This window comes from Agromyces subbeticus DSM 16689 (genome assembly GCF_000421565.1).
GTDB lineage: Bacteria > Actinomycetota > Actinomycetes > Actinomycetales > Microbacteriaceae > Agromyces > Agromyces subbeticus.
Map to the genome: position 1 here is coordinate 146,180 of NZ_ATXG01000009.1, position 12,733 is coordinate 158,912.

13 protein-coding genes are annotated in these 12,733 nt (G+C 69.9%); 1 reads left to right on the plus strand and 12 read right to left on the minus strand.

Annotated elements, in window-relative coordinates:
• Nucleotides 1-200: 200 nt before the first annotated feature.
• The 11 genes from H521_RS0113440 to truB form a co-directional block, all read right to left on the minus strand.
• Nucleotides 201-1,361, minus strand: coding sequence for a N(5)-(carboxyethyl)ornithine synthase (locus tag H521_RS0113440; RefSeq protein ID WP_022893550.1), 1,161 nt, complete (start codon nucleotides 1,359-1,361; stop codon nucleotides 201-203).
• 160 nt (nucleotides 1,362-1,521) lie between these two features.
• On the minus strand, nucleotides 1,522-2,382 hold the full coding sequence (locus tag H521_RS0113445; RefSeq protein WP_022893551.1) for an aldehyde dehydrogenase family protein: 861 nt from the start codon (nucleotides 2,380-2,382) through the stop codon (nucleotides 1,522-1,524).
• Nucleotides 2,379-3,980 (minus strand): aldehyde dehydrogenase family protein, encoded by a 1,602-nt coding sequence (locus tag H521_RS23325; RefSeq protein ID WP_022893552.1) that lies wholly within the window; start codon nucleotides 3,978-3,980, stop codon nucleotides 2,379-2,381. Before H521_RS23325 ends, H521_RS0113445 begins: the two co-directional genes overlap by 4 nt.
• 9 nt (nucleotides 3,981-3,989) lie before the next feature.
• Complete coding sequence (gene deoC / locus H521_RS0113455) at nucleotides 3,990-4,997, minus strand: deoxyribose-phosphate aldolase (protein ID WP_022893553.1); 1,008 nt, start codon at nucleotides 4,995-4,997, stop codon at nucleotides 3,990-3,992.
• 39 nt (nucleotides 4,998-5,036) lie between these two features.
• Nucleotides 5,037-5,981, minus strand: coding sequence for a sugar-binding transcriptional regulator (locus tag H521_RS0113460; RefSeq protein ID WP_022893554.1), 945 nt, complete (start codon nucleotides 5,979-5,981; stop codon nucleotides 5,037-5,039).
• A gap of 149 nt (nucleotides 5,982-6,130) precedes the next feature.
• Nucleotides 6,131-6,541, minus strand: a complete 411-nt coding sequence (locus H521_RS0113470) for a hypothetical protein (RefSeq protein WP_156891435.1) — start codon at nucleotides 6,539-6,541, stop codon at nucleotides 6,131-6,133.
• A gap of 95 nt (nucleotides 6,542-6,636) precedes the next feature.
• On the minus strand, nucleotides 6,637-7,851 hold the full coding sequence (locus H521_RS0113475) for an MFS transporter (RefSeq protein ID WP_022893556.1): 1,215 nt from the start codon (nucleotides 7,849-7,851) through the stop codon (nucleotides 6,637-6,639).
• The gene (locus H521_RS0113480) at nucleotides 7,848-8,816 is read right to left on the minus strand and encodes a bifunctional riboflavin kinase/FAD synthetase (RefSeq protein ID WP_022893557.1); all 969 of its coding nucleotides are present in this window, start codon (nucleotides 8,814-8,816) and stop codon (nucleotides 7,848-7,850) included. The genes H521_RS0113475 and H521_RS0113480 overlap by 4 nt, the downstream gene beginning before the upstream one ends.
• A complete protein-coding gene (locus tag H521_RS0113485; protein WP_022893558.1) occupies nucleotides 8,813-9,256 on the minus strand; it encodes a hypothetical protein in 444 nt (147 codons plus the stop codon). Before H521_RS0113485 ends, H521_RS0113480 begins: the two co-directional genes overlap by 4 nt.
• A gap of 26 nt (nucleotides 9,257-9,282) precedes the next feature.
• Nucleotides 9,283-9,651: a hypothetical protein gene (locus H521_RS0113490; protein ID WP_022893559.1), complete on the minus strand. Its 369-nt coding sequence runs from the start codon at nucleotides 9,649-9,651 to the stop codon at nucleotides 9,283-9,285.
• Nucleotides 9,648-10,580: a tRNA pseudouridine(55) synthase TruB gene (gene truB / locus H521_RS0113495; protein WP_026482276.1), complete on the minus strand. Its 933-nt coding sequence runs from the start codon at nucleotides 10,578-10,580 to the stop codon at nucleotides 9,648-9,650. The genes H521_RS0113490 and truB overlap by 4 nt, the downstream gene beginning before the upstream one ends.
• Before the next feature lie 58 nt (nucleotides 10,581-10,638).
• Between truB and H521_RS23330 the strand changes: the two genes are divergently transcribed.
• Nucleotides 10,639-11,634, plus strand: coding sequence for a ketopantoate reductase family protein (locus tag H521_RS23330; RefSeq protein WP_051159307.1), 996 nt, complete (start codon nucleotides 10,639-10,641; stop codon nucleotides 11,632-11,634).
• Between the two features lie 83 nt (nucleotides 11,635-11,717).
• Here H521_RS23330 and H521_RS26445 read toward each other — a convergent pair.
• A partial coding sequence (locus tag H521_RS26445; RefSeq protein ID WP_245560992.1) for a hypothetical protein occupies nucleotides 11,718-12,733 on the minus strand: 1,016 nt, incomplete at its 5' end.

Genomic DNA, 12,733 nt, shown 5'->3' on the forward strand with positions numbered 1-12,733 from the left:
CGAGGCGATCGAGGAGAGGACGTGAGCGTTGGCGAGTTGAACGAGCCGGAGGTGCGATCGACGAGCCGATCGCACGTGGAGTGCGGGTCACGGATTCGGGCCTTTCCACCGATCGCGCTCCGTCGCGCGATGGTGCAGGTCACTCTAGCAAGCCCGTTACCATTTCGTTACATCCCGTTCGGGGGGGCACCGCGGCTTCGTCACCCGACGGTCGGATGCGGGTACTCCCCCGCCCGCTGCTGGAAGTCGAGGATGGCAGGGTTCCGAACCCGGCCGTCGGCGATCTCGATCGCTCGGTCGATGGTCGCCGACGCCGCCCACGAGGCGGCTCCCTCCATGACGGTGCGCAGGAAGGGCAGGAGCGCCTCACTGATCTCCCAGGTGGCCGAGTTCCAGAGATACGACGGGCTGTGGTCGACGGCATAGTAGTTCGTCGACTCTCCGACCGTGAACATCGGTGCGGCGAACGAGGTCGGCCGAGCCCAGCTGAAGCCCATGCCCTCGTCGATCGACACGTCGACGATGAGGCTGCCCGGGCGGAACGCCGCGAGGTCCTCGGTACGCAGGTAGGTGAGCGGCGCGTTCGGGTCCTGCAGCGTGCAGTTCACCACGATGTCGCGTTCGGCCAGGAACGGTGCGAGCGGAACCGGGCCGTCTTCGCTGTTCACCGTGCTGAGGAACGGCGCGTCGGGGTTGTGCTCGAACTGGATGATGTCGACCGAGGGAATCGGGGATCCGACCGCCGCCGTGTCGCGATTCGTGAGCACGCGCACGTCATGGACGCCGTGGGCGTTCAAGGCGGTGACCGCGCCGCGAGCGGTGGCGCCGAAGCCGATCACGACCGCGCTCAGGCGCCGGCCGTAGTCGCCCGTCGACCCGCAGAGCTGCAGTGCGTGCAGCACCGAGCAGTACCCGGCCAGCTCGTTGTTCTTGTGGAACACGTGCAGTCCGAAGCCGCCGCTCGCGGTCCAGTGGTTCATCGCCTCCCACGCGATGAGGGTGAGGCGCTTGTCGATCGCCTGCTGGGTCAGCGCGCGATCCTGCACGCAGTGCGGCCAGCCCCACAGCACCTGGCCGTCGCGCAGGTCGGCGAGGTCGAGCGCCTGCGGCTTCGGCAGCAGCACGACGTCGCCCCAGGCGATGACCTCGGCGCGACTGCCGATGCCCGCGACGAGCGGCTCGAGCTCCGCATCCGCGACGCCGAATCGCTCGCCGTACCCGCGTTCGAGCATGATGCGCTCGCGGAGATCGGCGTCGATGCGCTCGAGATGCGCGGGATGCAGCGGCAGCCGGCGCTCGTCGGGTTTGCTCGAGTGGGCGAGCACGCCGAGTTTCAGCAGCGGAGTGGGGTTCGTGGTCATGGCGGACAGCCTGTCTCCCGCCGGTGCGGTGCATCGACGGATTCGCTCGAAGGAATCCGCGATGAACAGGTCGCCGTCGAATCACCGGCCGCGCTTGCGGCGACCTGTTCCCGAGGCTACGCCATGTCGTCGGCGCGGGCACGGCCCGCGCAGAGCTCGCCTACAGCAGGCTCTTCGTGTGCCAGACGGTCTTGGTCTCGGTGAACGCGCTGATGCGGCCGAGCGCCGGAGCCGCGGCATCCGGGCCCGACTCGGGGCGCAGCACGCGCTTGAGGGTCTCGGCCGCGTCGACCTCGAGGGAGATCCAGTCGAGGTCGCCGGCGCCGACCAGGTCGAGCGCGTTGACATCGGCGTGGCTCGCGAGCCACGGCGCGATCTCGGCCGGCGAACCGGTGAGCACGTTGACGACGCCCTTCGGCACGTCGCTCGTGGCGAGCACCTCGGAGAGGCTGATCGCCGAGAGCGGGAACCGCTCGCTCGCGACGGCGATGACGGCATTGCCCGCGACGAGGGCGGGTGCGATCGCCGACACCACGCCGAGCAACGAGCTGTCTTGCGGCACGATGACCGCCACGACGCCCGTGGGCTCCGGCACGGAGATGTTGAAGTACGGCCCGGCCACGGGGTTCGCGTTGCCAGTGACCTGGGCGAACTTGTCGGCCCAGCCGGCGTACCAGATCCAGCGGTCGATCGCCTCGTCGACCTGAGCGGATGCCGCGGCGCGTGTGACGCCCTCGGCCTGCTCGATCTCGGCGACGAACTGGGCGCGACGACCCTCGAGCAGCTCGGCGATGCGGTAGAGCACCTGCCCCCGGTTGTAGGCGGTGGCGCCCGACCAGCCGGCCACTGCGGCCCGAGCCGCGACGATCGCATCGCGAGCGTCTTTTCGCGAGGCCTTCGCGGCGTTCGCGAGGAACCCGCCGTCGGCGGCGAGCACCTCGTAGGTGCGGCCCGACTCGCTGCGGGGGAACGCTCCCCCGATGTAGAGCTTGTAGGTCTTCGGCACGGCGAGGCGGCTCATCGCTTCGATCCCTTCGTCGCGGCGTCGGCTTGTCGGCGCTTCGCGCCGCGGGCGGGCTTGGCGGCTCGTGCGCCGACGGCCGGCTCAGCGGCATCCGCCTCGATCGCGCCCTTCGATGCGCCACGGCCGAGTGCGCTTCGGCCCGCCGCCGACTGGCCGATCGGGGCCGGGGCGAGGTACGCAGCGAGGCCGTGACGCCCGCCTTCGCGGCCGTAGCCCGACTCCTTGTAGCCGCCGAACGGGCTCGAGGGGTCGAAGCGGTTGAACGTGTTCGCCCAGATCACTCCTGCCCGCAACTGATCGGCGACGGCGAGGATGCGGCTGCCCTTGTCGCTCCAGATGCCGGCTGACAGGCCGTAGGGCGTGTTGTTCGCCTTCGCGATCGCCTCGGCCGGCGTGCGGAACGTGAGCACCGAGAGCACCGGGCCGAAGATCTCCTCGCGCGCGATGCGGCTCGACGTCTGCACGTTCGTGAAGATCGTCGGGGCGTACCAGAAGCCGTTCGCCGGGATGTCGCAGGGTGCGGTCCAGCGGTCGGCTCCCTCGGCAACGCCGATATCGGAGAGTTCGCGGATGCGCTCGAGCTGCTCCCTCGAGTTGATCGCACCGATGTCGGTGTTCTTGTCGAGCGGGTCGCCGAGGCGCAACGTCGAGAGTCGCAGCTTCAGCCGCTCGACGACCTCGTCGTGGATGTTCTCCTGCACGAGCAGGCGCGAACCCGCGCAGCAGACGTGCCCCTGGTTGAAGAAGATGCCGTTGACGATGCCCTCGACCGCTTGGTCGATGGGTGCGTCGTCGAAGACGATGTTGGCGGCCTTGCCGCCGAGCTCGAGCGTGACCTTCTTGTCGGTGCCGGCGATCTGCTTGGCGATGGCCCGGCCGACGCCGGTCGAGCCGGTGAAGGCGACCTTGTCGACGCCCTCGTGGGCAACGAGCGCCGCGCCCGTGTCACCCGCGCCCGTGATGATGTTGACGACTCCGGGCGGCAACTCGGCCTGCTGCAGGATCTCGGCGAAGATGAGCGCCGTGAGCGGCGTGGTCTCGGCCGGCTTCAGCACGACGGTGTTGCCCGCGGCAAGCGCCGGGGCGATCTTCCACGCGAGCATGAGCAGCGGGAAGTTCCACGGGATCACCTGTGCGGCGACGCCGAGCGAGCGAGGATTCGCGCCGAGGCCGGCGTGATCGAGCTTGTCGGCCCAGCCCGCGTAGTAGAAGAACCAGGCGGCGACGAGTGGCACGTCGACGTCGCGCGACTCCTTGATCGGCTTGCCGTTGTCGAGCGACTCGGCGACCGCGAGTTCGCGGGCGCGCTCTTGCACGAGGCGGGCGATGCGGAAGAGGTACTTGCCGCGGTCACGGCCCGACATGCGCGACCAGGTGCGGTCGTACGCACGACGGGCGGCGGCCACCGCGGCGTCGACGTCGGCCGTGTTCGCCGTCGAGATGGTCGCGATGTGCTCTTCGGTGGCCGGACTGATGGTGTGGAACGGCTCACCGCGCCCGTCGACGAACTCGCCGTCGATGAACAGGCCGTAGCGGTCGCGAAGGTTGAGGATCGCCCGGGATTCGGGGGCGGGTGCGTAGTCGAGGAAGCTCATTTTTCCGTCTCAGTCGATCGTCACGTAGTCGGCGCCGGAGTAGTGCCCGGTCGCGATCTTCTGCCGCTGCAGCAGCACGTCGTTCAGGAGGCTCGAGGCACCGAAGCGGAAGAGGTGCGGCACCAGCCACTCCTCGCCCACCGTCTCGGCGACGGTCACGAGGTACTTGATGGCGTCTTTCGACGAGCGGATGCCGCCGGCGGGCTTGACCCCGATGCGCTGACCGGTGGCCAGATGCCAGTCGCGCACGACCTCGAGCATCAGGAGCGTGACCGGCAGGGTCGCGGCGGGCGCGACCTTGCCGGTCGAGGTCTTGATGAAGTCGCCGCCCGCGAGGATCGCGAGCCATGAGGCACGGCGCACGTTGTCGTAGGTCACGAGCTCGCCGGTCTCGAGGATCACCTTGAGGCTCGCGCTCGAGCCGTCGGGCCGGCGGCACGCCCCTTTCACGGCCGCGATCTGGTCGAACACGAGTCCGTAGCGACCGGCGAGGAAAGCGCCGCGGTCGATGACCATGTCGATCTCGTCGGCGCCCGCGGCGACCGCCTCGGCCGTATCGGCGAGCTTGATCTCGAGCGACGCTCGACCGCTCGGAAAGGCCGTCGCGACCGCTGCGACCGAGATGAGGCCGTCGTCAGGATCGCCGTGAGCGGCGCCGAGTGCCTCGATCGCGTACGGCACCATGTCGCCGTACACGCAGACCGCCGCGACTCGCGGCGTCGTGGCATCCGACGGGTCGGGTGTCATCGCCTTGGCGACGAGCGAGCGCACCTTGCCGGGGGTGTCGGCACCTTCGAGCGTCGTGAGGTCGATGAGCGTGATGATCTTGTCGAGTGCCCACTGCTTCGAGGTGGTCTTGATCGAACGCGTGCCGAGACCGGCGGCGCGCTGCTCGAGGCCGACCGCGTCGACCCCGGGGATGCCGTGCAGATAGCGGCGAAGCGTCGCGTCGTCGGGCTCGCCGCCGAGCACGGCGATGGCCCGCTCGCGGGCGGTGACGAGTGAGGTGCCTGACATGGGGAAGAACCTGGCTTTCGTATGGGGCCGACGCTCGCGTCAGCCGTCGAGGAGGTGGAGGGCCGTGGCCTCGTCGGTGACGAGCACGGAGCACAGCCTGCTGCGCACCACGGCATCGGCGACGGCGTGCTTGCCCGGGCCGGAGATGACGGCGATCGCGAGCTCGGCCCGGCGCAGCTCGTCGAGCGTGAGCCCGACCGTTCGCGCATCGAGGGCGGGATCGACGATGTTGCCATCGGAATCGATGTATCGGCCGACGACGTCGCCCACTGCGCCCTTCTGCACGAGCAGGTCGACGTCGGGAACCGAGAGGTAGCCGCTCTCCACGTGCACCGAGGAGTGATCGGCTGCGCCGGCGCTGAAGAGGTACGCGTCGGCGGAGCGCGCGAGATCGATGACGCCCGCGACGACGCGGTCGGACTCGATTGCCTCTTTCGTCTCGAGGCGCTCGAGGATCGCCGGGCTCGGCAGCAGCGTGGCGCTGCCGCCGCCCTTCTGAGCGATGCCGACGGCGGTTGCCGCCGCAGTGCCCGGCCGACGGTTGAGGCTCACGCCGCCGTTGATCTGCACGACGTTGACGCCCGTGGCCCAGCCGTTGCGCAGGTGCTGCGAGATCTCGAAGAGGGTGCGGCCCCAGCTCACCCCGAGGGTGTGCGGCACGGGTCGCAGCGCGGTGAGGTAGTCGGCCGCGGCCTGCGCGGTGCGCGCCTGCAGCTCTTCGGGCGACGTGACGCCTGCCGTCGAGACGACGATCGCGTCGGCGAGGCCGCGCTCTTCGCGCAGTCGCCGCTCGATCGGCAGTCTCCGCGCGCGCGGATGCAGGATCTCGATGCGGATGAACCCGCGCTGCTTCGCCTGAGCGAGGAGCCGCCCGACCTTCCACCGGGTCAGGCGCAGCGCCTGCCCGATCTCGTCTTGGGTCTTGTTCTCCTCGTAGTACAGCTCAGCCGCCCTGATCGAGAGCAGCTCGTCGATCTCGTCCATGCGCCTCCGTCCGTCCACTCCAGCGTAAGCAGCCGGGTGCGCATCGGCAACACTCGTAGGCTCGAGTGCTCAGATGAGCAGAGTGGTGACGGATGCCGCGCGCCATCGCGACTCGAAGCAGACACGTGCGTTTCGGCGCTCGAGCGAGGTCACCCTCCGACGAGCGGCGTCTGTTCCCGGGCCTCTGCTGCCGGAAGTGCGGCGATCCGGACCGTCGATGCGGCACGGTGCCGCACGAGCACGAGTGCGCCGATGCCCACGAGCACGAGGAACACGATGCTGAGAGCGACGAGCGCGAACCAATTGGCGTCGAGCGCCAGAACGGTGCCGGCGGAGACCACCGTGATGCCGGCAGCGGAGAGCTTCGACCCCGACTTCAGCTTCAGCGCAGGCGACATCCTGCCATCAGGCCGATCGCCCGGCGCGAGCAGCATGTCGGCGAAGGAGTCGATCGTCGCGAAGAGGGCGCCGCTGTAGGCGAGCGCGCAACCGAGCGCTCCCCAGAGGTTCGGGGGCTTCGCGGTCGTCGCGGCCTCGGCGAATTGCAGGAGCATATCCATGGCACCCGGATACTACGACCCGATGGCCTCGACGGCAATGGAATACGGCGCATCCGTTCCGAGACGACGACCCGAGCCGCCTCGCGGCCCCGGCTCTACGAGACCCGATCGTCTTCGAAGAACCGCGGGCGGGCGATCACGCCCGCCGCGATCGCCGCCGGCACCGCGGAGATCAGCAGGAACGACAGGGGCCACGTCCATCCTCCCGACCATTCGTGCAACAGGCCGACCACGAGCGGGCCCACGGCGACGATGAGGTAGCCCGTCGACTGCACGAACCCCGAGAGTGCCACCGCCCCCGAGTGCGTTCGTGTTCGCACGTTGATGAGCACGAGCGAGAGGGGGAACAGGAGCTGCGCCGAGCCCGTGAGGGCGACCCAGAGCCACGTGGCCCAGTCGGGCAGGAGCAGCAGCCCGAGGTATCCGGCCACGAGCGCCGCGACGGCGACCGCCGTGAGAAGGCGAACCCTTCCAAACCTCGCGGCGACGATCGGCACGAGCAGCGCGGCCGGAAGTCCCATCGCCGCATACAGCGACAGCAGGGCGCCCGCTTGCGCTGGAGAGGCTCCCGCGACGTCGTGCAGGACGGTGGGCAGCCAGGCGAACGCCGCATAGGCGTTGAAGCCCGACACCGCGAACACGACCGTGAGGGACCAGGCGAGCGGTGAGCGCAGGGCATGCCGCAACTGCCCGGGGTCCGCTTCCTCAGGCAGTGCCTCGGGCGCCTGCCTCCGCGGGTGCAGGAGCATCGCGACCCATGGCACGAGCGAGAGCGCGGCGATGAACGCCCACTCGCCGAGCGAGACCCGCCAGCCCGCGGCATCCGCCATCGGCACCGCGATCAGCGGCGGCGTGAAGGTGCTGATCGACATCGCGGTCACGTAGATCGTCGTGACGAGACCGATGCGATCGGGGAAGTAGCGCTTGACGAGGGGCGGCAACAGCACGTTGCCGACACCGATCGCCGCGAACGTGACCGACGACGCCACGACCAGCCACAGCGCCGACCCTGCAAGGCCTCGTCCGGCGAGGCCAGCGGTCAGTGCGACCAGCGCGACGACGAGGGTCAGTTCGAGCCCGAGCCGCTTCGCCACCACGGGCGTCAGAACACCGAAGACCGCGTAGCAGAGCGGAGGCAGCATGCCGAGGAATCCGACGACCGCCGGCGCGAGGGGAACTTCGGCCTCGAGATGCTCGAGGATCGGCGAGACCGATGCCACGGCCGTTCGGAGGTTGAACGCGACCAGCACGATGCCGGTGAGGGCGAGCGCGCGACCCGCCCAGAGCGGGCGGATCGCGGGTGGAGTCATCGCTTCGAATCTCGTTGGGGTTCCGGTGCCGCTGCCCCGGCGAGGATGCCGCGGGATCGCTCGACATCGTCGCGGATGGTCTCGATCAGCGCCTCGATGCTCGTGAAGGCGACCATGCCTCGAATGCGCTCGACGAACTCCACGTCGACGACGTGGTCGTAGAGATCGAGTTCGCGATCGAGCACGTAGGCCTCGACCTGCTTCTTGGGAACGCCCTCGAAGGTCGGGTTGTCGCCGACCGAGATCGCTGCGGGGTACCGGGTGCCGGCATCGGTGAGCCAGCCCGCGTAGACGCCGTCGGCAGGGATCAGCCCCTCGGACTCGGGGCTGAGGTTCGCCGTGGGAAAACCCAGCTCGCGTCCGCGGGCCGCGCCGTGCACGACGATGCCCGACACCGTCGGCGTGTGCCCGAGCAGTTCCGTCGCGCGGCGCACGTCGCCCTCGGCGAGCAGCTCGCGAATCCAGGTCGACGAGACCCGGCGCTCGCCCTCTGGGCGCACATCGTCGATGACGTCGACCGTGAACCCGAACTTCGCACCGAGCTCGATCAGCAGCGGCACATCTCCGGCACCGCGCGCGCCGTAGCGGAAGTCGCTGCCCACGAGCACCGCATTCGCGTCGAGCGCGTCGACGAGCACTCGTTCGACGAACTCCGTCGCCGGCACCGAGGCGAGCGCGCGGTCGAACGGCAGCAGCAGGGTCGCGTCGACCCCTGTGGTGGCGAGCAGCTCGAGCTTCTGCCGCACGCTCACGAGCGAGTCGGGGCACTTGTCGGGAGCCAGCAGAGCGAGCGGGTTGCGATCGAAGGTCACGACGACGGCCGCGAGGTCTCGTTCGTCGGCGATGCGCCGCGCCTGTGCGATCACGGCGCGGTGGCCCTGATGCACGCCGTCGAACTTGCCGATCGTGACGACCGACGGTCCGATGCCGGACGGCACGCCCGCCAGGCCCTTGAAGGTCTTCACGAGGCATCCCCTTCGACGGCCGGGCGGTGCCGGGCGAGCCACCACATGCCGAGCACCGGCAGCACGAGCGGGATGAACAGGTAGCCGCGACCGAACCACGACCACACGGTGTCGTGTGGGAAGAGTGCGGGGAAGGCGACGCTGAGAGCGCCGATGACGACGACGCCCGTGAACTCGAACGCGATCGTCGCCCATGCCACCCGATACCACGCGCGGCCCGGGCGGATGAGCGCGACGGTCGCGACGACGTAGACGAGCGCTGCGAGTGCCGAGAGCGCGTATGCGAGCGGTGCCTCGTCGAACTTGGAGGCGATCTGCACGAAGGAACGCCCGATCGCCGCAAGCGCGAGCACCCCGTAGACGGCGACGAGCACGCGCCCGATGCCGCTCATTCGCCGGCCCTGTCGTACTTCGGGCTGGGCACTGCGCACGTCACTCATGTCGTTCGATTCTCTCAGACCAGCACTCACGCCTGCTGCACGGTCCAGATCTGCAGCATGCGGTAGACCATCACGCCGACGGCGAGGGCGGCGACGCCGAGAATCACCGTCGCCCAGCGATTGCGCTCGAGCAGCGCCCAGAACGCCGCCGCCGGCGGCAGCAGCAGCGCGCCGACGAGGTAGGTGTAGAACTCCAGCGGGCTTCCCGTCGGCACGTTGCCGAATGCCGGCGCAGCGATCGCGATCACGAGCTGGGCGACGAGCAGCAGCTCGACGAGCGCCAGCGCCCCGATCGTGAGATCGCTCGGCACCCGCCCGGCGAGACCGAGCCCGATCGCGACCAGCCCGGCGAGAACGGCGACGGCGAACTGCACCCAGGTGAACCACTCGATCATGCCCCGGCCTCCCCCGCCTCGGCGGGCGGGAACCCGGTGACCACCTTGAGCTGGCGGCCCTTCGGCTCGACGATCGCGACCAGGCGGTCGTCGGCGTCGATGGCGGCGAGCACCGCCGGCAGCGGCGTCTCGCCGGATGCCGCGAGCCCGCCGACCTCCGCGAGGTCGACCCGCTTGCCGTGCCCGAGGTCGACGGCCTGCGCCGAGCTGAGCTCGACGACGGGCAGCGCACGCCGCGCGGCATCCGCTGGACTCATGATGGAGGCGGCGACGTCGAATCCCTCGAGCTCGCTCGCCTCGTCGACGCTGAACCGGCCGATGCGCGTGCGCCGGAGGGCCGTCAGGTGCCCGCCGGTGCCGAGCGAGGCACCGAGATCACGGGCGAGCGCCCGGATGTAGGTGCCCGACGAGCACTCGACGCGCACGTCGACATCGAGATGCGCGTCGCCGGCGCGGAACGCGAGCGGCTCGAACGCCGAAACCGTCACCCGGCGTGCCGCGAGCTCGACGGTCTCACCGTCGCGCACACGCTGGTACGCGCGCTTGCCGGCGACCTTGATGGCGCTGACTGTGCTCGGCACCTGCTCGATCTCGCCCGTGAGGGGGGCGATCGCGGCGCGGATCGCCTGCTCGGTCGCAGCGGCGATGACGTCGGCGGATGCCGCGCGCAGCGGTTCGCCCTCTGCGTCGTCGGTGCTCGTGTTCCAGCCGAGACGGATCGTGGCGAAGTACTCCTTGTCGAGTCCGACGAGGTAGTGCAGCAGCCGGGTGGCGCCGTTGACGCCGAGCACGAGCAGCCCGGTGGCCATCGGGTCGAGGGTGCCGGCGTGCCCGATCTTGCGGGTTCCGGCGAGGCGACGCATGCGCGAGACCACATCGTGGCTCGTGATTCCCTGCGGCTTGTCGACGAGGAGGATGCCGCTGTTCACGCCGTACAGGCTAACAGTCGTGCGCGGCCCGCTCGCGCGGCGCGCATACGCTGGAGCGGTGAAGATCGGCATCATCGGCGCAGGCGCGCTCGGCGGCACGTTCGCAGCACTGCTCGCGCGAGCGGGGCACGATGTCGAGGTGACGGCGCGAGGCGCGGGCCTCGAGGTCATCCGCGAGTCGGGCATCAGCCTGAGCGGCGGATACGGCGAGGTGCGCGCGCGAGTCGCCGCCGGCGAGTGGCTCACCGCCTCGCCCGATCTCGTGCTCGTCTGCACCAAGGCGCAAGACGCGGCATCCGCGATCGAGGCGAACGCCGCCCTCATCGACGGCGCCCCCGTCGTGGTTGTGCAGAACGGGCTCGACGGGGTCGCGACCGCCGCGCGCCTGCTCCCACGATCGGCTTGCATGGGCCTGCTGTCGATCATCGCGGCCAACTACACCGAGCCCGGTGTCGTACGCATCACGACGCCGGCCACGAGCTACCTCGGGCGCGGCGACGGGCCGGCCGACCCCGAGAGCGTGCGAATCGCCGCGGTGCTCTCGGCTGCCGTGCCGGTGGTCGCGATCGACGGCTTCCGAGGTGCTCAGTGGACCAAGCTCATCGTGAACATGCTGAACGCCGTTCCCGCGATCGTGGGGCGCAGCGTGCAGGAGGTCGTCGACGATCGGCGCCTCCGCCGGGTCGTCACCGCGTCGATGCGCGAGACCGTGCGGGTCGGCATCGCGCGCGGTGTGCGCTTTGGCACGCTGCAAGGGCTCGGCGATCGCCGTCTGCGACTGTTCGCCCGGCTGCCGCTCGCCATCGGCCAGGTGCTGCCGCTGCTCATGCGCCTGCGCATGGGCGCGGTGCCGAACCTCGGGTCGACGCAGCAGAGCGTGCGCCGCGGCCAGCCGACCGAAGTGGATTTTCTGAACGGCGCCGTCGTGCGCGAGGCATCCGCCGCCGGTCTCGATGCGCCGGTCAACCGTGCGCTCACCGCCCTCGTGCACGAGGTCGAGGCCCGCGGCGCTTCGTTGCCGCTCGAGCGCGTGCTCGCCGACGTGCCGGCCTGACCGCCGGGTTCCACACCCGAGTTGCCCCCGGAACAGCACGAAGGGGGCCCGGCGAACCGGGCCCCCTCAGTGTGCAGCGTGCGTTATGCGCGCTTGCGGCGGATGCGCGCGATCACGAGGAACGCGAGTCCGGCGATCACGATGATGCCGGCGACGATGGCGACCGTCGTTCCCGCGAAACCGGTGCTCGCGAGCCCGGTGCCGGTCGAAGCGGCCGGCGTGCTCGCGCCGCCCCCGGATCCCTTGGGGCCGGTGGCGCACAGGGGCGTGGCCTCGGGGTACGAGATCGCGACCGTGGTCTCGGGGTTCACGACGATCGTGGCCTCGATGTCACCGCGGGTCCACGCGAAGTTGTCGTCGACCTCGATCCACTGGTTGCCGACCTTGGCCCAGCCCGGCCAGCCGTTCGCGACGCCGTTCTCGTCGACCGAGGCACCGGGCCACAGCGCCTCACCCGTGAGCTTGCCGTCGACGAGGTCGCCGAGCTCGATGGTGTGGGTGTTCGTGCCGTCGGTCAGCACGAGCGATGCCGTGTTACCCGTGGACTGCTGGTCGGGGTCGGTCAGCTCGACGTCGAAGAAGATCCACGGGGAGTCGGCCACGCATTCGCCGGTCGCGACCGAGCCCTTGAGGCTCGGCTCGATGCACTCATCGTCGGAGTATGGGAAGGTCCAGGTCACCGGACCGCCCTCCTTGAAGGCGTAGCCGGGCTTCGCCGTCGCGGTCACGGTCCAGACCTCGTCGCCGTCGACCGCGCTCCAGTCGATGGTCTCGGTGTCATCAGGAATGATCGGCTCTTCGTTGTTCGGTCCGCAGGTGTCCGTGAACGTCGGCGCACCGACGAGCTCGATCACGCAGGGGCTGTCATCGACCTTGAACGTCCAGGTCGTCGTCACGCCCTCGGGGAACGCCGAGCCCGGCTTCGCCGTCGCCGTCACCGTGATGACGCCGGCGACCTCGGTCGAGTTCCAGTCGATCGTCTCCGTGTCGTCGGGAACAGTGAGCTTCTCGTTGTCGGGACCGCACGTGTCGGAGAAGGTCGGAGCACCGTCGACCTGGATCACGCACGGCTCATCGTCGATCGTGAAGGGCCACGACG

What these genes read in the sequence shown, in the direction of transcription:
- H521_RS0113440 (WP_022893550.1), bottom strand. Translation starts at nt 1,361, where the DNA reads ATGACCACGAACCCCACTCCGCTGCTGAAACTCGGCGTGCTCGCCCAC.
- H521_RS0113445 (WP_022893551.1), bottom strand. Translation starts at nt 2,382, where the DNA reads ATGAGCCGCCTCGCCGTGCCGAAGACCTACAAGCTCTACATCGGGGGA.
- H521_RS23325 (WP_022893552.1), bottom strand. Translation starts at nt 3,980, where the DNA reads ATGAGCTTCCTCGACTACGCACCCGCCCCCGAATCCCGGGCGATCCTC.
- deoC (WP_022893553.1), bottom strand. Translation starts at nt 4,997, where the DNA reads ATGTCAGGCACCTCACTCGTCACCGCCCGCGAGCGGGCCATCGCCGTG.
- H521_RS0113460 (WP_022893554.1), bottom strand. Translation starts at nt 5,981, where the DNA reads ATGGACGAGATCGACGAGCTGCTCTCGATCAGGGCGGCTGAGCTGTAC.
- H521_RS0113470 (WP_156891435.1), bottom strand. Translation starts at nt 6,541, where the DNA reads ATGGATATGCTCCTGCAATTCGCCGAGGCCGCGACGACCGCGAAGCCC.
- H521_RS0113475 (WP_022893556.1), bottom strand. Translation starts at nt 7,851, where the DNA reads ATGACTCCACCCGCGATCCGCCCGCTCTGGGCGGGTCGCGCGCTCGCC.
- H521_RS0113485 (WP_022893558.1), bottom strand. Translation starts at nt 9,256, where the DNA reads ATGAGTGACGTGCGCAGTGCCCAGCCCGAAGTACGACAGGGCCGGCGA.
- H521_RS0113490 (WP_022893559.1), bottom strand. Translation starts at nt 9,651, where the DNA reads ATGATCGAGTGGTTCACCTGGGTGCAGTTCGCCGTCGCCGTTCTCGCC.